Here is a 20,465-nt window from a genome sequence, read left to right on the forward strand (position 1 = left end):
ATTGGGCCCGGCAGCACCTGCTGCCGGGCCTTTTTGTTGTCAACGCGGCGCAGACTGTCGCACTCAATAGTCCCAGCTTGGCCTGCCTTGGCACCATGATAGCGTGACCGTGATCGTGCTGCCGGGGAGGGCGGCCATGGGGAGACGACAATGACCGATCGTGTGGATGTGCTGATCGTCGGCGCCGGCTTTTCCGGCATGTACATGGCGCTGAAGGCGCGTGAGCAGGGCCTGAGCCACCAGGTGATCGAGGTGGGCAGCGGCGTGGGCGGCACCTGGTACTGGAACCGCTATCCAGGGGCCCGCGTCGACATCCAGAGCCTGGAATATAGCTTCGGCTTTGACGAAAAGCTGGAACAGGAATGGCGCTGGACGGAGCGTTACGCGCCGCAGCCGGAACTGCTGGCCTATGCCAATCATGTCGCCGATCGCTTTGCCCTGCGCGATGCCATCCGTTTCAACACGCGTGTCACCGCCGCGCATTGGGATGCCGCAGCCGATGGCTGGAATGTCACGCTCGACAGCGGCGAGGTGATCCCGGCGCGCTTTGTCGTGCTGGCGACCGGCTGCCTGTCGGTGCCGACCGATGTGACCTTTGCCGGCCTCGGCGATTATCAGGGCACCATCTACCGCACCTCGCGCTGGCCGCATGACGGGGTGGATTTCAGCGGCCAGCGGGTGGGCATCATCGGCACCGGATCATCGGCCATCCAGTCCATCCCGATCATCGCCGAAACTGCAGCGCATCTGACCGTGTTCCAGCGCACGCCCAATTACAGCATGCCGGCCCACAACGGCCCGATCCCGGAGGCGGACTGGCAGGAATGGCTGGCGGACCCCCGCGCCTATCGGGCGCGCAGCCGGGCCACGGTGGGCGGCTTCTGGAACGAGGCGCGGGAGGTTGCGATTGCCATCCACACCCCGCCAGACGAGATCAAGGCGGAGCTGGAGCGGCGCTGGGCCTGGGGCGGCTTCCGCATCCTGTCCGGCTTTGCCGACCAGGGCATTGATCCGGCCGCCAACAAGATCATTGCCGATTTCGTCGCCGCCAAGATCCGGGAACAGGTGAAGGACCCCAAGGTCGCCGAACTGCTCACCCCGAAGGATCACCCGTTCGGCACCAAGCGCCCCTGCGTCGACACCGGTTATTACGCCACTTACAACCGCGACAATGTGGAGCTCGTTGATCTGCGCGCCGACCCGCTGGAGACCTTCACCGCCACCGGCATCAAGACCGCCAATCGGAGCTTTGATTTCGACGCGGTGGTGCTGGCCACCGGCTTTGACGCCATGACCGGCGCGATCGAGCGCATCGACATTCGCGGCGTGGACGGTGAGACCATCAAGGAGCATTGGGCCGCCGGGCCGGAAACCTATCTGGGCCTGATGGTTGCCGGTTTCCCCAATCTGTTCATGATCACCGGGCCGGGCAGCCCGTCGGTGCTGACCAACATGATCCACAGCATCGAACAACATGTGGAATATGTTGCCAGCATCATCGCCGATCTGAACGCCAACCAGGCCGGCCGCATCGAGGCGACCCGCGAGGCGGAGCAATTGTGGACCGACCATTGCGACCAGACCGCCGCCATGACCCTGCTGCCCCAGGCCAACAGCTGGTACATGGGCGCCAACGTGCCCGGCAAACCGCGCCGCTTCATGGCCTATGCCGGCGGGCTGCACACCTATACCGACATCTGCAACGCCGTGCGCGACAAGGGCTGGGAAGGCTTCCGCATCGCGCGTGGTGACCAGGTGCTGCACGACAGCGCCACCTTCACCTCCTACCCGCCACCGCCGGACAATATGGCCCCGCACCTGCTGGAGATGGCGACCCGGCGGGTGATGGCCTGGATGCAGGAGCATGGGCGGGTTTAAAGGAAGGCAAAGATTGCCTTCGGCGACCAGGGCCTGAGGCCCTGGACCCGCTTTCGTTGGTCTTCGTCACGTCACGGGGGAAAGCGCCAAAAACGAACGGGTGCAGGGACTGCGTCCCTGCCCGCCGGAGGCAAAGAATCTTGTTTCCCTACGATGCCCGCGCGGTGCCCGCACTGGCCCACAGGCGGGCGATGACGCCAGCGAGGGTGGGGTGGTTGCCGCCGTGATAGGCATTGCCGGCCGGCAATTCGGCGGCGAGGCGGCGATGGGCTTCCGGCAGGGCATGATAGGGCAGGCCGGGCAGCAGATGGTGCAGCGCATGGTAACGCAGGCCCACTGGCGCCCAGAGTTCGGGCAGCAGCGCCGGCGGCGGCACGTTCACACTGTCGAGATACTGGCCGGTGATGGTCATCACCTTGCCGTCATTCTCCCACAGATGCGCGGCGAGCGTGCGGATCTGATTGATCGTCATGCTGGCGGACAGCACGGCGAGCCAGATGCCGAAGGCGCGGAGCGGGATGAGGCCAGTGGCGACGCCGGCCAGCACGGCGAGCACGAAGATGGAGGTCGCCGCCTCCATGATGTTCCAGCGGGCGGCGTGCGGCCCCACCGGCGCATCGCGGCGGAAATCCGGGTTGATCGACAAGGCGGAGAAGCGGGCGCGGACGAAGGCGCGCACCGGCGGCAGCAGCGAAAGCGGCGCCAGCAGGCCCCAGCGGATGAGGAGACCAATCGGCCCGAGGGCGGCGACGGCGACGAACAGCGGCACGCTGAGCTTGGGCTTCAAGGCGAGGGCCATATATTCGGGATCGCGCACCGTGCCATAGCGGTTGCGGGCGTGGTGGAGATTGTGCACGCCTTCATACATGAAGCTGGGGATCATCAGCGGGATGCCGGCGATGAGGTTCCAGCCCAGGCGATAGCCCGGCACGCTGTCGTCCTTCATGTGGGTGATTTCATGGATGAAGCTGCCGAGGCGATAGAGCGCCAGCACGGCGACAATGGCCAGTGCTGCGGTGGCCGCCACGGGCAGGCCGGGCAACAGGATCAGCGCCGCCAACGCGCCCCAGCCGAGCAGCGCCGAGCCAGCCGTGTCCGCCCAATAGATGGCGGGCTTGTAGGCGCCCAGCTCGCGGCCCAGCGTGGCGGCGAGCTTGATCATGGCCACGTCTTCACCGGCCATCGACCCGGCGTTTTCGCGCGGGGCGGTGGCGGAATCGGAAACACGGGCGGCAGTCGCAGTCATCATGACACCGGTTATGGCAGAGGATTGCGACCGGTTAAGGGCAGAAAGCGGGCAGGGCTAGTCCGGGATTTGCCGCAGTCGCGCTGGCCTCGGCGGCCTGGCCCGGCTAGCATGCGGCATCTGCCAAGGGGGGGCATCATGAGGATTGTCGTTGTTGCCTGCTTTGCGCTTTCGCTCATGGGCAGTGTGGCAGGCGCAAAATCGGCTGCGCTGCCGCCCTCGCTTGAGCTTGCCATTGCCGAAAGCCACGAAGCCCTGCGCAAAATTCTCAACGGTGACCCTTCGGGCTATGCCGCTCTTTTTGCTGACCGCGATGACATCACGCTGGGCAATCCGTTTGGTCCCTTCGGCAAGGGGCCGGTGGAGGTCCGCAGCCGACTTGCCAATGCCGCCACCAAATATCGTGAAGGCAGCGTGCGCAGCGTTGAGCGCATTGCTGTCTATGGCAGCGGTGACCAATATGTGCTGGTTGAAATCGAGAACGGCCGCGCAAAGCTGGGAAGCAGTGCCGATCTGGCCGATTTCTCTGCGAGGGTGACCAGCGTCTATCAACTGCTTGGAGGGCAATGGCGGCTGGTACACCGCCATGCAGACCCGATCACGACGCCACGTGGCGCGGAATCGATGTTGCCGACTCCGCGCCCGTAACGTCTGCTCAGATTGTCCGCGCCACCACCAGCTTCATGATCTCGCTGGTGCCGCCGTAAATCCGCTGCACGCGGGCGTCGCGCCACAGGCGGGCGATGGGATATTCGTTCATGTAACCGGCGCCGCCGTGCAGCTGCAGCGCCTCGTCGCACACCCGGCCCTGCAGCTCGGTGTGCCACAGCTTGGCGGCGCTGGCTTCGGCGGCGGTCAGCGTGCCTTCGACCAGCTTCTGGAGGCCCCAGTCGATATGGGCCCAACCAACCTGCAGTTCGGTCTTCAGGCCGGCCAGCACGAACTGGGTGTTCTGGAAATCCCAAACCGTCTTGCCGAAGGCCTTGCGATCCTTCACGAACTTCACCGCTTCATCAAAGGCGCGCTGGGCGCCGGCCTGGGCGGAGATGGCGATGGAGAGGCGCTCCTGCGGCAGCTGGCTCATCAGGTAGATGAAGCCCTTGTTCTCCTCGCCGAGGCAGTTGGTCATCGGCACGCGGACATCGTTGAAGAAGAGTTCCGACGTGTCGGCGCTGTTCTGGCCGATCTTGTCGAGGTTGCGGCCGCGGCTGAAGCCCTCGCGGTCAGCCTCCACCAGGATGAGGCTGGTGCCCTTGGCGCCGGCGTCGGGATCGGTCTTGGCGACGACGATGATCAGATCGGCGTTCTGGCCGTTGGTGATATAGGTCTTGCTGCCGTTGATGACATAATGGTTGCCATCCTTCTTCGCCGTGGTGCGCACGCCCTGCAGGTCGGAACCGGCGCCGGGTTCGGTCATGGCAATGGCAGTGATCAGCTCGCCGCTGATCATCTTGGGCAGATATTTCTGCTTCTGCTCTTCCGAGCCATAGGCGACGAGATAATCGGCAATGATGTCGGACTGGAGGGTGATGCCGGCCGACGAGCCGGCATAGCTCAGTTCCTCGTCAACGATGGCGTTGTAGCGGAAATCAAGGCCGAGGCCGCCATAGGCTTCCGGCACGGTGGGGCAGAGCAGGCCGGCCTCGCCGCAGGCGCGCCAGAATTTGCGGTCGACAATGCCTTCGTCCTCATAGCGGTCGAGGTTGGGGATCAGTTCCTTTTCGAAGACCTTGCGCACCGTGTCGCGGAAGGCGACCTCGTCGGGGCCAAAGACATTGCGGTGGGCAGTTTCGAGCATGGTTGATCCCTTTCGGCAAACGGATGACACGACATGTATGTGGCGACACTGCCGGGCCCGTCACCTGTCTTGCAAGAGAGGGCGGCAGGGTGCCACAGTGCGGCATGACAATCGCCTTCACCGCCCTGATGCTAGCCGCTGCCGTGCCGGCCACCCCGCCACCGGTTGCGCCGGCCGAGCAGCGCTTTGCCATCGGCGCCACCGGCATCATCCTGCCGACGCCGCCGGGCTATTGCCTGCCAGCGGGCAATGCCGAAACCGCCATCGCCATGGTCAACGCGGCGGACACGATGAACGACACGCCGGCGGCGCTGGTGTCGTGCCGGCCGGGCGTGCAACCGCTGGATGATTATTATCTGTTCAAGAGCCCCAAGCAGGCGGCCACATTTGAACTGTCGCGCCCGGTGCTGCTGGCCGGGCAGGACCAGGTTTGCGGTTATCTGCTGGGCAGTTTCACGGTGGAGGCTGGCGGCCGGCAGGAGCGGCTGACGGCGGCGGTGTGCGTCACATCGATCAAGCGCAAGGTGATCAACATCAACCATTATGAGCCCACATCGGCCGGGCGCAGCAAGGTGCAGATGCTGGCCGATGTGCGCGCCATGGCCGAGCGGATGATTGCCGCCAACGAGAAATAGGGCGCCCTGGTCCGCCCCGCCATTTGCGCACTTGCCGGCCGGGCCGGTGCCTCTAAGGTTGCTGCCCGTGACGATGAACCGCGCCCTGATTGCTGCCCTGCTCGCCACTTGCATCGCCGCCCCGGCGCTGGCGCTGGATGATCCCTGGCTGAAGCGGGCCGAAGCCGTGCTGAAGCGCCAGCCGGTGATCGATGGCCATAACGACTGGCCGGGCGCGCTGCGCGGCAGTTTTGGCGAGGCCTGGTGGCAGCAGGATCTGAAGGCGGACAGCCGCACGTTCAAGCGGCCGTTGATGACCGACATTCCCCGCCTGCACCAGGGCCGCGTGGGCGGGCAATTCTGGTCGGTCTATGTGTCGGCCAATGTCACCGGGCCGGCGGCGGTGAAGCAGACGCTGGAGCAGATCGACATCGTGCGCGGCTTTGTGGCTCGCTATCCCGATGATTTCGCGCTGGCCAGCACGGCGGCCGATATCCGCCGCATCCAGAAGACCGGCAAGGTTGCCAGCCTGATGGGGGTGGAGGGCGGCAGCCAGATCGACAATTCGCTTCCCGTGCTGCGCATGTATCACGCGCTGGGCGTGCGTTACATGACCCTGACCCATACGAAGCACAATGACTGGGCCGACAGCGCCAATGAATCGCCCCGGCCCAATCCGCTCAGCGATTATGGCAAGGCAGTGGTGCGCGAGATGAACCGCATCGGCATGCTGGTTGACCTGTCCCACGTCTCGCCGGGCACGATGAAGGCGGTGCTCGGCGTGACCAGGGCGCCGGTGATCTTCTCCCACTCCTCGGCGCGCGGGCTGGCCGATCATGTGCGCAACGTGCCGGATGATGTGCTGCCGCTGGTGAAGGCCAATGGCGGGGTGGTGATGGCCACCTATGTGCCGGGCTTCATCAACAGCGCCCGCCAGGCCTGGGAAGCCGCGCGCGCCGGGGAGCGGCAACGGTTGCTGGCGCTGTATATCGGCGATCTGCCGCGCCAGGGCGCCGCGATGGCGGAATGGGATGCCAGGAATCCGCGGCCTGAGGTGGGCATCAAGGATGTCGCCGATCATATCCAGCATCTGGTGGCGCTGGCCGGGATCGATCATGTCGGCATTGGTGGCGATCTGGACGGCATTGATTCAACGCCGACCGGGCTGGAGGGCGTGGAAACCTATCCGGCGCTGATTGCCGAGCTGCTGCGCCGCGGCATGAGCGAGGCCGATTGCGAGAAGATCGCCGGCGGCAATCTGCTGCGCGTGCTGGCGGCGGCGGAGACGGTGGCAGCCGGCATGGCGGGCGAGACGCCGCCGGATGTGAAGCCCTAAAGCGCGCGCACGACAGCGGCGACCTGATCGGCGGTCGACCATTCGGCGGCCACCGTGATGGCGGCTTCGTCGGGCGTGGGCGGTTCCAGGATGGCAAACTGGCTGGCGGTCAGGCTGGCGGGCCAGAAATGATCGGGCCGTGCCGCTGCGCGCGCCGCAGCCAGTTCGGGCGTGATGCTGATCAGCACATAACGCACCTGCGGATGGGCGGCATATAGCTGATCACGATAGGCGCGTTTCAGGGCCGATGCGCCGATGATGCCGCCGCCGTCGCCCCAGGCCGCAAGCTGCGCGGCACAGGCGGTGAGCCAGGCGGCGCGGTCGGCATCGGTCAAGGGCTGGCCGGCCGCCATCTTGTCCCGGTTGGCGGGCGGGTGCAGATCATCGCCATCGCACAGTGGCACGCCCAGCGCCGCGGCAAGGGCAGTGGCCAGCGTGGTCTTGCCGCAACCGGCCACTCCGCCGACGACCAGCAGCGGCCTCATTGCGCTTCGGTTTCGCCGCCCGGTGCCAGTTCGGCGGTCATGGCGCTGAGCAGTTGCTGGCGCTGGCGTTGGGCCGAACGGTTCATCTGGACGCGATACAGGCCCTTCACAAAGGCCCGATCCCAATCGGTGAGGCCCGCTGGCCTGGCGCCCGGCGTGAACAGGCCAAGCACGCTGGGCACCCCGGGATTGCCCAGCGGCATGCGCATCGGCGCCACCATGACAAGCGCGACATGATCGGCCAGCGCATCCAGCGACACGCCGGTGGCCAGGGTCACATCCACCACTGCCACCCCGGCGCGGGCCCACGCCGACAAGTTGGTATCGACAAGGCTGGAATTCCAGCTGCTGGTGCCCACCGCATTGGGTCCGGCCGGCAGCACATTGCCCAGCGGCACGGCGTTGGACGAGGCGCTGGCCAGCGCGCCCGAATCGGGTGAACCGGCGCCGCCGCCCGATCCGGCCGGGCCCAGCACATGCCACCAGCGCACCGGCAGGCTGGGGCTGTTCAGCGCCGCGAACAGCCGGGGTTCAAAGGGCGGCAGCGCCGTGCGCTTCCGGTTGCGCACCTGGGCCACCAGGGCGCGCGCATCATCGGTGAAGGCCACCATCAGATTGGCCTTGCAGCCCGGCTTTTCGATGGCCAGCCCGGCCAGCCGCACCACGGCCTCGATCCGCCCCGCCACCCGGGCCGCCATGGCGGGATCGGGCATGCCGCGCACGTTCACACAGATGGGGCCGCGCCAGCGGGCATATTGGCCATAATCCGGATTGGGGGCGAGGCCGGCGCGGGCATAATCCAGCGCGGCGGCGCGGATCTGCGGCCGGGTCAGCCGCTGGGCGGCAACCTCGATCGTCTCCTCGGCCGGGGTGGCGACTGGCGTTGGACCGGGGGCAGCAAGCATCAGGACCGGCAGCAGCGCCGGCAGCAGGGTGGGGGGCATGGCCGGATTGTAGGTGGTTGGGGAATCGCTTGCAATCGCGCCGGGCTTGCCGCATAGGCGCCGCTTCACCGTGCCGGGGCAGCCTGTGCGCGGCGAATGACGCCAGCCGGAGGGGCGTGGGCATGGGGCCCCGTCAACGATCGGCACAGGAGAGTGATATGCCGTTTTACGAGCATGTCTTCCTTGCGCGCCAAGACCTGACCGCTGCTCAGGTTGAGACGCTGACGGAAGGCTTCACCAAGGTTCTCGCCGAAGGCAAGGGCCGGGTGGCAAACAGCGAATATTGGGGCCTGCGCACGCTGGCCTATCGCATCGCGAAGAATCGCAAGGCCCATTATGTGATGCTCAACATCGACGCCCCGGCCGCTGCCGTGGCCGAGCTGGAGCGCCAGGTTGGCCTGAATGAAGACATCATCCGCTTCATGACCGTGCGGGTTGATGCCCTGTCCACCGAACCGTCGGCGATGACCCGCCGTGGTGACCGCGCCGAGCGTGGTGACCGCGAAGCTGGCCGTGATGGCGCTCCGGCCCGTGAAGGCCGTCCCGAGCGTCCGCGCCGCGAACCGCGCGCTGCCGCGTAAGGAGAGGCCAAGATGGGACGTCCGTTTTTCCGCCGCCGCAAGTCGTGCCCCTTCTCGGGCCCGAATGCCCCCGCCATCGATTACAAGGATGTGCGTCTGCTGCAGGGCTTTGTCTCTGAGCGTGGCAAGATCGTGCCGGCACGCATCACCGCCGTTTCGGCCAAGAAGCAGCGCGAGCTGGCCAAGGCCATCAAGCGCGCCCGTCACCTGGGCCTGCTGCCCTATCTGGTCAAGTAAGGAGCAGCTGCCATGCAAGTGATCCTGCTCGAACGCGTTGAAAAGCTTGGCCACATTGGCGACATCGTCAATGTGAAGCCGGGTTTTGCCCGCAACTTCCTGCTGCCGCGCGGCAAGGCGCTGCGCGCGACCGAAGCCAACAAGGCCCGGTTTGAAGCCGACCGCGCCCGCATTGAGGCCGACAACGCCAAGCGCCGCGACATCGCCCGCGCCGAAGCCCGCGAGATCGAAGGCGCCAGCGTGGTGATGATCCGCGCCGCCTCCGGCACTGGCCAGCTTTATGGTTCGGTCGCCGCCCGCGACCTGGCCGAAGCGCTGACCCATGGTGGCCACAAGGCCCACAAGAACCAGATTGTGCTGGACAAGCCGATCAAGACCCTGGGCGTGCACGACGTGAAGGTCGCGCTGCACCCGGAAGTCGTGGTGATGGTGAAGGTCAACATCGCCCGTTCGGCCGAAGAAGCCGAACTGCAGGCCAAGGGCGTCGATGTGACCGCCACGGCCGAGCGCGAGGAATCGGGCTTCACCGAAGCCTTTGATCCGAACGCCGAACCGGGCACCCTGCCGACCGACGAAGCCGCCGAAGGCTGATCCGGCCGCCATTGCCGAAAAAACGGGGCCGCAGGCACATGCCGGCGGCCCCTTTTTCTTGCCCGCAGCGCGGCCACAGCCTATGAGCGCGGGCATGACCGAGACGCCTGAAACCGCCCCCGCTGCCGACACGCCGCCCGATCGCCTGTCGGTGAACCCGCGCAGCGACCATTATGACTGGGATCTGCTGAGCCGCGGCGTGGGCATCAAGTTCAACGGCACCGAGCGCACCAATGTCGAGGAATATTGCATTTCCGAAGGCTGGATTCGCGTGGCCGCCGGCAAGAGCCTGGACCGCAAGGGCAACCCGCTGACCATCAAGCTGAATGGCACCGTGGAGGCCTGGTTCAAAAGTTGAACCTGCGCTCTTGAAAGCGCGGCCTGCCCGCACAAGATTACACGCGTGTAATGTTGTGCGGGGTGGGTGCACCCGCGTGCGATGGAGCGATCATGGCAGATGCCCCGAAGACGGGCTGGCAGGTGCTGGCCCTGTGGTGGTGCGTGTGGTGGCTGGCCAGCGGGCCGGCGCGGGCGCAGCAGACCATCATCAATGTCCCCTCGATCGAACAGACCAAGGCCGGCAAGGCATTTTTCCTGCACGAAAGCCAAGTGCGTGACTGGGATGGCAACCGCTATTAGCTGACCACCAATTTCTTCACCTATGGCGTGAGCGAGCGGTTCGAGCTGGCGTTGACCACCTACAATATCGGCACGCCGGTGAAGGCCAACCAGGCCATTGGGCTGGGCTGGAAGACAGCGCAACCAGTTCTGGCCAACAGCTTGCCGAAATGGGAATTGAAGCTGGGTGCCGGCCAGATGTTGCCGTTCAACCTGCGTGATGGCCGGGTTGGCCTGTGGAGCTATGGCCAGGCCAGCGCGCGCCTGCCCATTTTGAGCACCCGGCTGATGGGCGGGATCAGCCATGGCCCTGCCAATCTGTTTGGCCGGCACACCACCCATTTCATTGGCAGCATCGAACAACCGCTGACAGGGCTGGGGCAGCGGATCGGTGGGCCGGTGGGCGCGGTGATTGCCGATAGCGCGCTGGTGGCCGAATGGTTTTCCGGGACCCATGAGTTCGGCGATTTCGTGCCCGGCGTGAATTGGCACAACAAACATGGTTGGGTGGTGATCCTCGGCTACAAATTCAGCAACAAACCCGGCCGGCGTGATGACGGCGTGATCATCGAAATTGGCAAGACCTTCTGAAAGGCTTGCGCCCATGCGGCAGTTGCGGCTTGGTTGGCAGCATGGCCGATCTGTTCCTCAGCGCTGATCCCGCTGCCAGCGCCGCTCCGCTGGCCGAGCGGCTGCGCCCGCGCACCCTGGCCGAGGTGGTGGGCCAGGCCGCGCTGACCGGCCCCGATGGCGCCATCACCCGCATGGTGGCGGCCGGCAGCCTTTCAAGCCTGATCCTGTGGGGGCCGCCCGGCACCGGCAAGACCACCGTTGCCCGCCTGCTGGCCGATGCGGTCGGCATGCGCTTTGTCGCCATCTCGGCGGTGTTTGCCGGGGTGGCCGATCTGAAGAAATTGTTTGGCGATGCCCGCGAGGCGGCCCGTGCCGGCCAGCGCACGCTGTTGTTCGTGGACGAGATCCACCGTTTCAACCGGGCGCAGCAGGATGGATTTCTGGGGCCGATGGAGGATGGCACCATCACCCTTGTGGGTGCGACCACGGAAAATCCCAGTTTCGAGCTGAACGCCGCCATCCTCTCACGGGCGCGGGTGCTGATCGTCAAGCGGCTGGACGAGGCGGCGCTGGCCGAATTGCTGATCCGGGCCGAGGCGCTCGCCGGGCGCGTGCTGCCGGTGACGGAGGATGCCCGCGCTGCCCTGATCGCCAGTGCCGATGGTGATGGCCGCTTCCTGCTCGGCCAGGCCGAAACCCTGCTGGCATTGGGCGATGTTGCAGCGATGGACCCGGCGGCGCTGGCCGCGTTCCTGCACCGCCGCATGCCGGTGTATGACAAGGACCGCGAGGGCCATTATGGCCTGATCTCGGCCCTGCACAAAAGCTTGCGCGGTTCTGATCCCGATGCGGCGCTCTATTGGCTGGCGCGCATGCTGGTGGCCGGGGAGGAGCCTCTCTATGTGCTGCGCCGGCTGGTGCGCTTTGCCAGCGAGGATGTGGGCCTGGCTGACAGCAATGCCCTGCGCGTCTGCCTTGATGCCAAGGATGCTTATGATTTCCTGGGCTCGCCGGAAGGCGAGCTGGCCATCGTGCACGCCTGCCTCTATCTGGCGACGGCACCCAAATCCAACGCGGCCTATGTCGCGCAGAAGGCGGCGATGAAGCTGGCATCGGGCACCGGCTCGCTCACGCCGCCGGCCCATATCCTCAACGCGCCGACGCGGCTGATGAAGGACCTGGGCTATGGCCAGGGCTATGCCTATGACCATGACGCGCCGGATGGTTTTTCGGGGCAGAATTATTGGCCGGATGGCATGGCGGCGGCCACGCTTTACACCCCGTCCCCACGCGGGTTCGAGGCGCGCATTGCCGAGCGGTTGGCGGAGTGGAACCGGCGCCGGGCAGCGCTGCGGGGCGGCGCATGACATGGGATGAGGTCGTGGCCCTGGCGCTGGCGCTGCCCGGCGCCACGCGCGGCACCAGCTATGGCCGCGATGCCGTGCTGGTGCGCGGCAAGATGTTCGTGGTGACGGGCAAGGAGCCTGACCATATCGTGCTGCGCGCCGGCCTGGATGAAGTGGAGATGCTGATCGCCACCGATCCCGGCTGTTTTTACCAGACCCCGCATTATGTCGGCTGGCCGGCGGTGCTGGCCCGGTTGGCGGCGGCCGATCCGGAGCGGATTGCCGTGCTGCTGGAACGTGCCTGGGCCGGCCATGCCTCGGCTGCGCAGCGCAAGGCGCGGGGCCTGTGAGATTCACCCGCTTTGTCGGCATCGATTGGTCGGGCGCCAAGGGCGTGCGGCATCCGTCGGTGCAGGTGGCGCTGTGTGAAGCGGGAGACGGCCCGCCCGCATTGGTGCTGCCGCCATCGGGCGTGTGGTCGCGCGCCGGCGTGCTTGACTGGCTGGGCGGCCTGTCGGGCGATGTGCTGGTGGGCATGGATGCCGGCTTTGGCTTTGCCGCGGTGCCGCCCTTTGGCCAGCCGGCCCGCGACCTGTGGGCCGAGGTGGAGGCGGTGTGCGCCGGTGAGGACGATCTGGGCGGGCATGGCTTTGTTGAGCATCGGCGCGGCGCCTTCTGGCTGGGCAAGGATGACGGCCCACGCCATTTGCGGGCTCATCTCAGGGTGACGGAGCAGGTCTATCGCGACAGCGGGCTGGGCGTGCCGACATCGAATTTCGTGCTGCTGGGCGCCGCCCAGGTGGGCAAGGCGACGTTGACGGCGATGCGCTTGCTGCACCACCTGCGCTGGCCAGTGTGGCCATTTGATCCGCTGCCCACGACGGGCCCGCTGATCCTGGAGATTTATGCCCAGGCCTTTGCCCGGCTGGGCGGTTTTCGCGGCAAGTTGCGCGATGTCGCCAGCCTGAACGCGGCGCTGGCCCGCCATGGCAGCCGGCCCATGCCGGGCGGCTTTCCGGCGGCGTTTCCCGACCATGTTGGCGATGCCATCGTGACCGCCGCTGGCCTGCGCGCCATTGCCCATCAGTCGCACTGGTGGCAGCCGGCGGCGCTGACGCCGGCGATCGCGGTCAGTGAGGGCTGGACGTTCGGGGTGGCTTGAGCCGGCGCTGCCGGTTGAGGATCAGGATGCTGAACAGGGCACAGACGGCAATGACGAACAGGCCGGCATCATAGCCGCCGGTGGCATCGCGGCTGACGCCAAACGCGCTGGTGCCAAGGAAGCTGCCGAACTGGCCGAAGGTGTTGACCGCGGCGATGCCAACCGCCCGGTGGCGTTCGTGCAACTGTTCCGACACCAGCGCCCAGAACACCGTGTGGGAAGGCAGGTTGAACGCCGCAATCACCAGCGCCGCCGCCATGGCCAGGGCGGGCGACAGGTGCAGCGCCAGCACGACGAAGGCCAGCCCGACCAGCGCCCAGGGCACCAGCACATGCCAAAAGCGTTCCTGCCGGCGATCGCTGTGCCAGCCCAGCACCAGCAGCACCAGCGCCCCGGTGATCCCGCCAAGCGTGACCAGTTGCCCGACGGCGCCGGTGTCCAGCCCGGTCTGTTCCCCCAGAACCTGCGGCATCGAATAGAGATAGGCATTGACCGGGCCAGCGATCAGCAGCCAGGCGCAGCCGAGACCGAGGATGGTCGGGTCGGCCAGGGCGCGCAGCAGGCTGCCGTGCTGGGGGCCGTTGATGGCAGCGGCATCCGTGGCGAGCGCGCCGGTGAGCCAGGATTTTTCGGCCTGGTTCAGCCAGGAAACCTGGTCCGGGCGATCGGGCAGCCAGCGCCAGATGACAAGGCCAGTGATGATGGCCGGCCCGGCCTCCAGCAGCAGCAGCCATTGCCAGCCGGCAAGGCCGAGCGTGCCATCTAGCCGGAGCAGCGGCGCCGACACCAGGCCCAGCACCGCCTGGGAGGCCGGCTGCGCGATGTAGAAGCGGCTGACCACGCGGCCCCGCCACTGCGCCGGAAACCACAGGCTGGCATAGAAGAGGATGGCCGGGAAAAAGCCGGCTTCGGCGGCCCCCAGCAGGAAGCGCAGGACATAATATTCCAGCGGTGTCGTCACCAACATCTGGGCGGCCGAAATCAGGCCCCAGCTGATCATGATGCGCGTGACCCAACGGCGCGTGCCAAAGCGCATCATCAGCATGTTGGACGGCACTTCCAGCAGGGCATAGCTGACGAAGAACAGCCCGCCGGCAAAGCCATAGACGCTGGCCGTGAAGCCGAGATCGCGGTTCATGGTCTCGGCGGCAAAGCTGATGTTGATGCGATCGATGATGGCGATGAGATAGGCGGTGAACAGCAGCGGCAGCAGCCGCCACTGGGCGCGCTGCATCACCCGGTCTGGCAGGCCGGGATCGGCGGGATCAGATGCCATGCGTGGCCGGAATGGGCGAAGGCGGGCCATCGGGCATGGCAAGCAGTTCCGCCTCGCTGGCGCCGGCTTCGGCGCGGGCCAGCAGCGCATCGGGATCCCAGCTGACCCCCACCGGGTTGGCGGCCATCGCCGGGCCGGCCATGAAGGCGTTGGCTTCGGCCACGGTCAACGCGTCGGCCTGGAATTCCATGCGATTGCCATCCGGATCGGCATAGTAGAGCGACAGGGTGGGGCCATGATGCACCGGCCAATAGGGCAGGATATCGTGCGCCTTCAACCGCTTGTAAGTGCCCAGCAGATCATGGGCGCTGGCAAAGGTCCAGGCGACATGGTTGACGCCAATCTCTCCCTTCGAGCCGGCGTTGGCCGCGCCAGGGCGCAGCAGCTCCAGGTTGGCGAAGGCGAAACGATGATGCTCGTCATCGAAGGTGAGGAAGGCCAGCGCCGGATCGCGGTGGACGACATGGGCCTGGAACACGGTTTCATACCAGCGGATCATGCGATCATATTGGCGCGTCTGATAAACGACATGCGCCAGCGTGCGCGGTTTCGACATGTGGCCCCCCCCAATGCAATCGGTGGCCATGCTGCGCCGCGGCGGCGCGATTGGCAATATCCGGCCGATGCCGCTATGGGGATGGCGATGAACCCCGGTTTCAATCATCTGTTGCTGGTCGCCGTGGGCGGCGGGCTTGGCACGGCGTTGCGCTTTGGCGTCGGCCGCTGGGCAATTGCGCTGATGGGACCGGGTTTTCCGTTCGGCACCTTTGCCGTCAACATAATCGGCGGGTTTGCCATGGGGTTGCTGGCCGGGTGGCTGGCACGCTTTGGGGAGGGCGGCGAGGAATTGCGCCTGCTGCTGGGCGTGGGCGTGCTGGGCGGTTTCACCACCTTTTCGGCATTCAGCCTTGAGGTTTTCAACATGATCAGCCGCGCCGAAGTGGCGCTGGCGGCGGCCTATGCGATATCGAGCGTGGCGGGCAGCGTGCTCGCCGTGCTGGCCGGCGTATGGCTGATGCGGAGTTTCGCCTGATGCCAACTGCCACCATCGCCGAGGATGACGACGGCATCCGGCTGGACCGCTGGTTCCAGCGCCATGCCAAGGAAATCAGCTTCAACATCGTGTCGCGCTGGTCAAAGACCGGGGCGGTGCGGCTGGACGGGGCCAAGGCCGGGCCCGGAGACCGGATCAAGGCCGGGCAGGTGCTGGAATGGCCGGCCGAACTGCCGGTGCCAGCGGCCAGCCGCCCGGCGGAAAAGCAGCGCGCGCCGCTGTCCCATGAAGAGATTGATTACATGCGCAGCCTGGTCATCCACCGCGATGCCCATGCCATCGTGATCAACAAGCCGCCGGGCCTGGCGACGCAGGGCGGCACCAAGCAGCTGACCAGCGTTGATGCCCTGCTGGATGCGCTGCAATTTGATGCGCCGTCGCGGCCGCGGCTGGTGCACCGGCTGGACAAGGACACGTCGGGTGTGTTGCTGCTGGCGCGGACGGCCAAGGCGGCGGCGCATTTTTCCAAATCATTTCAGGGGCGTGACGCACGCAAATATTATTGGGCGCTCACCGTGGGCGTGCCGAAGGTGGCAGCCGGCACCATCGATGCGCCGATGGCCAAGCAGCCCGGCACCGGCGGCGAGAAGATGCATGTTGACCCCGAAGGCGGGCAGAGTGCCAAAACCCGGTATCGCGTGATCGATCGGGCGGCGGCACGGGCGGCCTGGGTGGAGTTCCAGCCGCTGACGGGGCGCACCCACCAGATCCGCGTGCATGCCGCTGCCATCGGCCATCCCCTTGTGGGCGATGGCAAATATGGCGGCAAGGAGGCGTTTCTGACCGGCGGGATCAGCCGCAAGATGCACCTGCACAGCCGGCGGCTGGTGATCGATTTGCCCGGTGGCGGCACGCTGGATATTGCGGCCGAGTTGCCGGATCACATGGCGGAGAGCTGGGCGATGCTGGGCTTTGACATGGCGCTGGGCGCACCGTGGGAGGAGCCGCCGCCACCGCCGGCGCCGAAGAAGAGCCGGCGCCTGTCGAGCACGGCCAGCGGCAACCGGCGCGGGGAGCGGCGCGGCCGGGCGGCGGAACCGAAGCGGAAATGACTATGGCCGGGCCCATCGGAGCCCGGCCATCACATTGAAACAGCAGCCAAAATCAGGGGCGGCCGGGGCGGGCTGCGCCGGGGCGCATGGCGGCCGGGCGGCCAACGCGGCTCAGCAGGCGCTGCGGGCCGGTGGTGGTGATGTTGCGAGTCACCTGGCCATTGGCGGCGCGGGTGGCGGTGAGATTGCGGCTCGCCACGGTTTCGCCAGCGGCGTTGGTGAGGGCGCGGTTGGCCGTGATTGTGCCATCGGCGCGGCTGACATTCCCGTTCAAGGTCAATGTGTTGCCCTGAGGGCCGGTGATGGTGCCGGTTTCGGTGAAGCCGGTTTCGGTGCGGGTGCGGGTGATCTCGCTGCTGCTGGTGCGGCCGTCAAAGCCGGTGCGGCTGGTGGCGGTGGTGACGCTGCCATCGGCGCGGGTGCGTTCGATGCTGCTTGTCATCGTGGCGCCGTCGCTCTTGCGGGTCACCTCGACGGTGCGGGCAAAGCTGCCGGCGTCGGGGTCGCGGGTCACGGTCACGGTGCCGCTCACCTTGGCGTTGTCGATCGTCTTGGTGGTGGTGCCGGCGGCAGGCGCAGTTTGTGCTGCGGCAGGCAGGGCCATCATCAGGGCGACGGCCGAGACAAGCATCTGGATACGCATGAGAAATACTCCCTCTTCTGGCATGTGGGCGGCGATTTGCGGCCTCATCGGGCTTAACGTGGCGGCGGGGAAACTCCTTCGCGGGCCCCCGGTCAGCGGGGGCGGGTGGCCGGCGGCGGGCGATTGGCACGGGCGGCGCGCAGGGTTTGCAGGGCGCGCAGCTGGCGGGCCTGATCGGGGGTGAGGCTGCCATTCTGCCGGGCCTGGCGCAGCGCCTGCAGGGCGGCGGCGCGTTCGGCGGCGGTGGCGGGCAGCGTGGCGGCCGGGCCGGATCGCGTAGCCGATTCCGCTGCATCGGTGGCCGCATCCGGCGCGGCGGTGACCGCGGGCGGCGCAGTGGTGACCGCATCCGGCAGCGGCGGGATCGCGACCGGCGGCGGCGCGATCAGCATCGGCCGCGCCGGCAGATCCGGCAGATGTTCGGCACGAATGGCGGCGCGAATTGCGGTTGGCGCGGGGCGTGCCGGTGCGGCTGGCGGCCGGCTGGCGAGCGGGGCTGGCGGCGCGAAGGTGGGCAGGGTGGCCGGGGCGGCCGGGGCGGGCAGTTCGGCCTGCAGGCGCGGGGGAGGGAGCGCAGGGGTCGCAAGGGCCGGCGGTGCGGCGGCAGGGGCTGGCTGCGCCGGGTGGGGCCGGGCGGCGGTTCGGGCAGTTGGCTGTGGCCGCCGGGCGGGGGCTGGTGCGACGCCCAGCTGCTGCAACAGCGGGGCCAGGATCGGCGCGAGCCGGGGCACGTCCACCAGCCCGGCGGCGACGGCGCTGCCGATGGCAAGGCTGGCAGCGATGGCAATCGCCGGGCGCAGCCAGCGGCGGCGGGCAGGGCGCAGCGCCGTTGGTGGGGGCAGCGGCACCGGATCGGCCGGCAGGGCCGCCATGATGCGATCGCACAGGCCGGCGGGCAGTGGCGGGGTGGTGCTGGCAGCACCGAGCAGGCGGGCGAGATCCGCATCGGAAATGGCAGGGGTGAAGCTCATGCCAAGTCTCCCGGCAGATCGGCGGCGGACAGGCCGGCCGCCGCCATCACGCCCTTCAGCGCGGCGCGGGCGCGGATCAGCAGCGATTCGAATGCCTTGGGGCTGAGGCTGAGGGTTTCGGCGGCCATGGGCCCGGTCAATCCTTCCCAATAGGTGAGCACAATGGCGGCGCGTTGGCGTTCGGGCAGGGCGGCAACACACAGCTGGATGCGGCGGGCGGTGTCGGCCTCTGCCAGCACGGCATCGGCCAGCGGCGCCGGATCGGGATCATCCGGCAGATCGGCCATCGGCTGCGGCCGTTTGCGGCGGCTGCGATCGATGGCAAGATTGGTCACCACCCGGGTGAGGAAGGCCGCCACCCCGGCCTGCCCGGCCTGCCAGCGCGGCGCCTGGGCCCACAGCCGGGCAAAACCTTCCTGCACCAGATCCTCCGCATCGCCGGCATCGCCAGCGAGGCGAAAGGCCAGCCGCCAGGCCGCACTGCCATGGCGTTCGAACAGCCGGGCGAAGGCCGCACGGCTGCCGGCCGCCACCGCTGCCATCAGGGCATCATCGCCAAGGCCGGGATCGTCCAGCCGCTCCATCAACACCAGGCGCGCCCTTTCCTGCCGGCTGCCATTGGTCATAACGTGGCGGCGGCGGCCTTTCCTTCGCGGCAGCGAAAAATTTGCGGCGGCGCGAAGGAGCCGGCGCCGTTGCTGCGTTAAAGAAACGCGCAGTCTATTTTACCGTCGGGGAGTGGAACCAATGTCGAGGCAGATCATGCTGGCCGCCGTGCTGCTGGCCAGCGCCAGCGCCGCCACCGCGCAAGAGGGCAGCGCCGCCCAGCCGGCCGATCGCGAGCGGCCGTGGGCCCTGTCCCTGCTGGGCGGCATCACCGCGGTGCAGGCGCAGGCCGATCAGCCGTTCGCCAGCCTGGGGATTGCCCGCAATTTCGGCAACAGCTGGGTGAAGGGTGAGGTGACTTATGTCGGCAGCGGCGATGCCCGGGCGCTGACCATTCCGGCCGACACCTGGATCGGCGGGCTTTCGGCCGGCACTTATGTCGGCAATCTCGGGCTGGAAGGCCATGTCTCGCTCGGCACCCGCAAATTCGATGCCAGCAGCTTCCGCACCCAGGCCGGGGCGCCGATCAGTGTTGGCCGCTCGGGCAGCCTGTTCGGCCTTGGCGGTTCGGTCAGTTACGATATCGCCGTGGGCGACCGCCTGTTCCTCACCCCCTATGCCGGGGTGGATTACAGCCAGATCGATTTTGCCGTGGCCCTAACCGGGCCCACCGGGCGGCCGATTTCCAGCCAGTCGCAATCGGCGGACGGGGTGACCGGATCGGCCGGCGCGGCGCTGACCTGGATGTTTGCCAATGACGGCGGCAGCTTTGGCCTCAACGCCGCGTTCAACACCGCCAGCAACATTGCCGCCGTGGCCCAGGTGGGTACGGGCCAGCGCACGGCGGCCGGCACGCCGCGCTTTGTCGATGCGCCCACCACCAAGGGCAGCTGGGGCGAACTGGGCGCCACGCTGAGCTTCAATGCGTCGAAGGCGGTGGCGATCGACCTTTCGGTGATCCAGACGGTGAGCTTCCCGTTTGGCGACACCACGGCAGGGATCGCGGGGGTGCGGTTCCGGTTTTGAGGGCGCAGACCCTGGCCTGCGCCGCGGGTTGGGTCGGGAGTGACATGGACGGGTTGGCAATGCCATTTGCCGATGCTGGGCAACGGCATCGAAACCCGGCCTCCTGGCTGACCGCCGTGGCGGCAACGGGCTGTCCAGAATCGCAATGATCCTGACTGCCGCCTGCCGCCTGCCGCCTGCCGCCGGATTGCAGCATGGCTCCGGCCGCAGCCCCATGGATGCTCAAACAGGTTCAGCATGGCGAGAGCAGCTCGGGACAAGGCAATCCCGATCCTATTGGGCCAAGGGACACCCAGCCCTTGCCACCGGGGCCGCGCGCTTCGTCGCCTGGCAGGCTGGATGGGGTTTGCGGCCAGCGGCGGGGCGTCAACTGACACTCCCCCAATCCTAGGGTTCAGACTCATTCAAAGCCAGAATGCGATAGCGGC

25 protein-coding genes are annotated in these 20,465 nt (G+C 67.2%); 16 read left to right on the forward strand and 9 right to left on the reverse strand.

Translation table 11 applies throughout. The annotated features are described in order from the left end of the window. Positions 1-150 precede the first annotated feature (150 nt). Complete coding sequence (locus CHU93_RS03200; protein ID WP_094472732.1) at positions 151-1,878, forward strand: flavin-containing monooxygenase; 1,728 nt, start codon at positions 151-153, stop codon at positions 1,876-1,878. A 148-nt stretch (positions 1,879-2,026) separates the two neighbouring features. On the opposite strand, the gene CHU93_RS03205 is transcribed toward CHU93_RS03200, so the two are convergent. Next, entirely contained in the window at positions 2,027-3,127 is a 1,101-nt protein-coding gene (locus CHU93_RS03205; protein ID WP_094472733.1) for a fatty acid desaturase family protein, read from the reverse strand. A 108-nt stretch (positions 3,128-3,235) separates the two neighbouring features. Between CHU93_RS03205 and CHU93_RS03210 the strand changes: the two genes are divergently transcribed. Beyond that, a complete protein-coding gene (locus CHU93_RS03210; RefSeq protein ID WP_207759198.1) occupies positions 3,236-3,772 on the forward strand; it encodes a YybH family protein in 537 nt (178 codons plus the stop codon). A 7-nt stretch (positions 3,773-3,779) separates the two neighbouring features. Here CHU93_RS03210 and CHU93_RS03215 read toward each other — a convergent pair whose 3' ends face one another. Then, the gene (locus tag CHU93_RS03215) at positions 3,780-4,922 is read right to left on the reverse strand and encodes an acyl-CoA dehydrogenase family protein (RefSeq protein ID WP_094472735.1); all 1,143 of its coding nucleotides are present in this window, start codon (positions 4,920-4,922) and stop codon (positions 3,780-3,782) included. Positions 4,923-5,026: 104 nt separating this feature from the next. Between CHU93_RS03215 and CHU93_RS03220 the strand changes: the two genes are divergently transcribed. Together CHU93_RS03220 and CHU93_RS03225 are read left to right on the forward strand one after the other, a co-directional pair. Next, positions 5,027-5,557, forward strand: a complete 531-nt coding sequence (locus CHU93_RS03220; RefSeq protein ID WP_094472736.1) for a hypothetical protein — start codon at positions 5,027-5,029, stop codon at positions 5,555-5,557. Positions 5,558-5,630: 73 nt separating this feature from the next. Then, complete coding sequence (locus CHU93_RS03225; RefSeq protein ID WP_094472750.1) at positions 5,631-6,872, forward strand: dipeptidase; 1,242 nt, start codon at positions 5,631-5,633, stop codon at positions 6,870-6,872. On the opposite strand, the gene CHU93_RS03230 is transcribed toward CHU93_RS03225, so the two are convergent. Continuing rightward, positions 6,869-7,357 (reverse strand): gluconokinase, encoded by a 489-nt coding sequence (locus tag CHU93_RS03230; RefSeq protein ID WP_094472737.1) that lies wholly within the window; start codon positions 7,355-7,357, stop codon positions 6,869-6,871. The genes CHU93_RS03225 and CHU93_RS03230 overlap by 4 nt on opposite strands. Continuing rightward, positions 7,354-8,301: a hypothetical protein gene (locus tag CHU93_RS03235; protein ID WP_094472738.1), complete on the reverse strand. Its 948-nt coding sequence runs from the start codon at positions 8,299-8,301 to the stop codon at positions 7,354-7,356. The genes CHU93_RS03230 and CHU93_RS03235 overlap by 4 nt, the downstream gene beginning before the upstream one ends. 158 nt (positions 8,302-8,459) lie before the next feature. On the opposite strand from CHU93_RS03235, the gene rpsF reads away from it, so the two are divergent. The 9 genes from rpsF (at position 8,460) to CHU93_RS03280 (ending at position 13,409) form a co-directional block, all read left to right on the forward strand. Further along, positions 8,460-8,882 carry a 30S ribosomal protein S6 gene (rpsF, locus tag CHU93_RS03240; protein WP_086115669.1) on the forward strand — a complete coding sequence of 141 codons (423 nt, stop codon included), beginning with the start codon at positions 8,460-8,462 and terminating at the stop codon, positions 8,880-8,882. Positions 8,883-8,894: 12 nt separating this feature from the next. Beyond that, positions 8,895-9,119 carry a 30S ribosomal protein S18 gene (rpsR, locus tag CHU93_RS03245; protein WP_086115670.1) on the forward strand — a complete coding sequence of 75 codons (225 nt, stop codon included), beginning with the start codon at positions 8,895-8,897 and terminating at the stop codon, positions 9,117-9,119. Positions 9,120-9,131: 12 nt separating this feature from the next. Further along, positions 9,132-9,710 (forward strand): 50S ribosomal protein L9, encoded by a 579-nt coding sequence (gene rplI / locus CHU93_RS03250; RefSeq protein ID WP_086115671.1) that lies wholly within the window; start codon positions 9,132-9,134, stop codon positions 9,708-9,710. Positions 9,711-9,804: 94 nt separating this feature from the next. Then, positions 9,805-10,068 carry a DUF3297 family protein gene (locus CHU93_RS03255; RefSeq protein ID WP_086116176.1) on the forward strand — a complete coding sequence of 88 codons (264 nt, stop codon included), beginning with the start codon at positions 9,805-9,807 and terminating at the stop codon, positions 10,066-10,068. 92 nt (positions 10,069-10,160) lie between these two features. Further along, the gene (locus tag CHU93_RS03260; protein WP_094472739.1) at positions 10,161-10,349 is read left to right on the forward strand and encodes a hypothetical protein; all 189 of its coding nucleotides are present in this window, start codon (positions 10,161-10,163) and stop codon (positions 10,347-10,349) included. Between the two features lie 27 nt (positions 10,350-10,376). Then, positions 10,377-10,919 (forward strand): hypothetical protein, encoded by a 543-nt coding sequence (locus CHU93_RS03265; protein WP_094472740.1) that lies wholly within the window; start codon positions 10,377-10,379, stop codon positions 10,917-10,919. 41 nt (positions 10,920-10,960) lie between these two features. Then, positions 10,961-12,268 carry a replication-associated recombination protein A gene (locus tag CHU93_RS03270; RefSeq protein WP_094472741.1) on the forward strand — a complete coding sequence of 436 codons (1,308 nt, stop codon included), beginning with the start codon at positions 10,961-10,963 and terminating at the stop codon, positions 12,266-12,268. Further along, positions 12,265-12,597, forward strand: coding sequence for an MmcQ/YjbR family DNA-binding protein (locus CHU93_RS03275; RefSeq protein WP_094472751.1), 333 nt, complete (start codon positions 12,265-12,267; stop codon positions 12,595-12,597). Before CHU93_RS03270 ends, CHU93_RS03275 begins: the two co-directional genes overlap by 4 nt. Then, a complete protein-coding gene (locus CHU93_RS03280; protein WP_094472742.1) occupies positions 12,594-13,409 on the forward strand; it encodes a hypothetical protein in 816 nt (271 codons plus the stop codon). Before CHU93_RS03275 ends, CHU93_RS03280 begins: the two co-directional genes overlap by 4 nt. Here CHU93_RS03280 and CHU93_RS03285 read toward each other — a convergent pair. After that, positions 13,378-14,685: an MFS transporter gene (locus tag CHU93_RS03285; RefSeq protein ID WP_165768580.1), complete on the reverse strand. Its 1,308-nt coding sequence runs from the start codon at positions 14,683-14,685 to the stop codon at positions 13,378-13,380. The two genes, CHU93_RS03280 and CHU93_RS03285, sit on opposite strands and share 32 nt — an antisense overlap. Continuing rightward, positions 14,675-15,241 (reverse strand): VOC family protein, encoded by a 567-nt coding sequence (locus tag CHU93_RS03290; protein ID WP_094472744.1) that lies wholly within the window; start codon positions 15,239-15,241, stop codon positions 14,675-14,677. The genes CHU93_RS03285 and CHU93_RS03290 overlap by 11 nt, the downstream gene beginning before the upstream one ends. 81 nt (positions 15,242-15,322) lie before the next feature. Here CHU93_RS03290 and crcB point away from each other — a divergent pair, with 81 nt between their 5' ends. Both crcB and CHU93_RS03300 read left to right on the forward strand, forming a co-directional pair. Further along, the gene (gene crcB, locus CHU93_RS03295) at positions 15,323-15,718 is read left to right on the forward strand and encodes a fluoride efflux transporter CrcB (protein ID WP_086115679.1); all 396 of its coding nucleotides are present in this window, start codon (positions 15,323-15,325) and stop codon (positions 15,716-15,718) included. Continuing rightward, positions 15,718-16,791, forward strand: coding sequence for an RluA family pseudouridine synthase (locus CHU93_RS03300; protein ID WP_094472745.1), 1,074 nt, complete (start codon positions 15,718-15,720; stop codon positions 16,789-16,791). Before crcB ends, CHU93_RS03300 begins: the two co-directional genes overlap by 1 nt. A 52-nt stretch (positions 16,792-16,843) precedes the next feature. Here the strand turns inward: CHU93_RS03300 and CHU93_RS03305 are convergent, their stop codons facing one another. From CHU93_RS03305 to CHU93_RS03315, 3 genes are all read right to left on the reverse strand, one after another. Beyond that, positions 16,844-17,434, reverse strand: a complete 591-nt coding sequence (locus tag CHU93_RS03305) for a hypothetical protein (protein WP_133064299.1) — start codon at positions 17,432-17,434, stop codon at positions 16,844-16,846. Positions 17,435-17,526: 92 nt separating this feature from the next. Further along, positions 17,527-18,405, reverse strand: a complete 879-nt coding sequence (locus CHU93_RS03310) for a hypothetical protein (RefSeq protein ID WP_094472747.1) — start codon at positions 18,403-18,405, stop codon at positions 17,527-17,529. Continuing rightward, entirely contained in the window at positions 18,402-19,031 is a 630-nt protein-coding gene (locus tag CHU93_RS03315) for a sigma-70 family RNA polymerase sigma factor (RefSeq protein ID WP_207759199.1), read from the reverse strand. Before CHU93_RS03315 ends, CHU93_RS03310 begins: the two co-directional genes overlap by 4 nt. A gap of 121 nt (positions 19,032-19,152) precedes the next feature. Here CHU93_RS03315 and CHU93_RS03320 point away from each other — a divergent pair, with 121 nt between their 5' ends. Further along, the gene (locus tag CHU93_RS03320) at positions 19,153-20,037 is read left to right on the forward strand and encodes an autotransporter outer membrane beta-barrel domain-containing protein (protein ID WP_094472748.1); all 885 of its coding nucleotides are present in this window, start codon (positions 19,153-19,155) and stop codon (positions 20,035-20,037) included. Positions 20,038-20,465: the final 428 nt, after the last annotated feature.

Origin of the sequence: Sandarakinorhabdus cyanobacteriorum, assembly GCF_002251755.1 — a bacterium.
Taxonomy (GTDB): domain Bacteria; phylum Pseudomonadota; class Alphaproteobacteria; order Sphingomonadales; family Sphingomonadaceae; genus Sandarakinorhabdus; species Sandarakinorhabdus cyanobacteriorum.

What these genes read in the sequence shown, in the direction of transcription:
- CHU93_RS03200 (WP_094472732.1), top strand. Translation starts at nt 151, where the DNA reads ATGACCGATCGTGTGGATGTGCTGATCGTCGGCGCCGGCTTTTCCGGC.
- CHU93_RS03205 (WP_094472733.1), bottom strand. Translation starts at nt 3,127, where the DNA reads ATGATGACTGCGACTGCCGCCCGTGTTTCCGATTCCGCCACCGCCCCG.
- CHU93_RS03210 (WP_207759198.1), top strand. Translation starts at nt 3,236, where the DNA reads ATGCGGCATCTGCCAAGGGGGGGCATCATGAGGATTGTCGTTGTTGCC.
- CHU93_RS03215 (WP_094472735.1), bottom strand. Translation starts at nt 4,922, where the DNA reads ATGCTCGAAACTGCCCACCGCAATGTCTTTGGCCCCGACGAGGTCGCC.
- CHU93_RS03220 (WP_094472736.1), top strand. Translation starts at nt 5,027, where the DNA reads ATGACAATCGCCTTCACCGCCCTGATGCTAGCCGCTGCCGTGCCGGCC.
- CHU93_RS03225 (WP_094472750.1), top strand. Translation starts at nt 5,631, where the DNA reads ATGAACCGCGCCCTGATTGCTGCCCTGCTCGCCACTTGCATCGCCGCC.
- CHU93_RS03230 (WP_094472737.1), bottom strand. Translation starts at nt 7,357, where the DNA reads ATGAGGCCGCTGCTGGTCGTCGGCGGAGTGGCCGGTTGCGGCAAGACC.
- CHU93_RS03235 (WP_094472738.1), bottom strand. Translation starts at nt 8,301, where the DNA reads ATGCCCCCCACCCTGCTGCCGGCGCTGCTGCCGGTCCTGATGCTTGCT.
- rpsF (WP_086115669.1), top strand. Translation starts at nt 8,460, where the DNA reads ATGCCGTTTTACGAGCATGTCTTCCTTGCGCGCCAAGACCTGACCGCT.
- rpsR (WP_086115670.1), top strand. Translation starts at nt 8,895, where the DNA reads ATGGGACGTCCGTTTTTCCGCCGCCGCAAGTCGTGCCCCTTCTCGGGC.
- rplI (WP_086115671.1), top strand. Translation starts at nt 9,132, where the DNA reads ATGCAAGTGATCCTGCTCGAACGCGTTGAAAAGCTTGGCCACATTGGC.
- CHU93_RS03255 (WP_086116176.1), top strand. Translation starts at nt 9,805, where the DNA reads ATGACCGAGACGCCTGAAACCGCCCCCGCTGCCGACACGCCGCCCGAT.
- CHU93_RS03260 (WP_094472739.1), top strand. Translation starts at nt 10,161, where the DNA reads ATGGCAGATGCCCCGAAGACGGGCTGGCAGGTGCTGGCCCTGTGGTGG.
- CHU93_RS03270 (WP_094472741.1), top strand. Translation starts at nt 10,961, where the DNA reads ATGGCCGATCTGTTCCTCAGCGCTGATCCCGCTGCCAGCGCCGCTCCG.
- CHU93_RS03275 (WP_094472751.1), top strand. Translation starts at nt 12,265, where the DNA reads ATGACATGGGATGAGGTCGTGGCCCTGGCGCTGGCGCTGCCCGGCGCC.
- CHU93_RS03285 (WP_165768580.1), bottom strand. Translation starts at nt 14,685, where the DNA reads ATGGCATCTGATCCCGCCGATCCCGGCCTGCCAGACCGGGTGATGCAG.
- CHU93_RS03290 (WP_094472744.1), bottom strand. Translation starts at nt 15,241, where the DNA reads ATGTCGAAACCGCGCACGCTGGCGCATGTCGTTTATCAGACGCGCCAA.
- crcB (WP_086115679.1), top strand. Translation starts at nt 15,323, where the DNA reads ATGGCGATGAACCCCGGTTTCAATCATCTGTTGCTGGTCGCCGTGGGC.
- CHU93_RS03300 (WP_094472745.1), top strand. Translation starts at nt 15,718, where the DNA reads ATGCCAACTGCCACCATCGCCGAGGATGACGACGGCATCCGGCTGGAC.
- CHU93_RS03305 (WP_133064299.1), bottom strand. Translation starts at nt 17,434, where the DNA reads ATGCGTATCCAGATGCTTGTCTCGGCCGTCGCCCTGATGATGGCCCTG.
- CHU93_RS03310 (WP_094472747.1), bottom strand. Translation starts at nt 18,405, where the DNA reads ATGAGCTTCACCCCTGCCATTTCCGATGCGGATCTCGCCCGCCTGCTC.
- CHU93_RS03315 (WP_207759199.1), bottom strand. Translation starts at nt 19,031, where the DNA reads ATGACCAATGGCAGCCGGCAGGAAAGGGCGCGCCTGGTGTTGATGGAG.
- CHU93_RS03320 (WP_094472748.1), top strand. Translation starts at nt 19,153, where the DNA reads ATGTCGAGGCAGATCATGCTGGCCGCCGTGCTGCTGGCCAGCGCCAGC.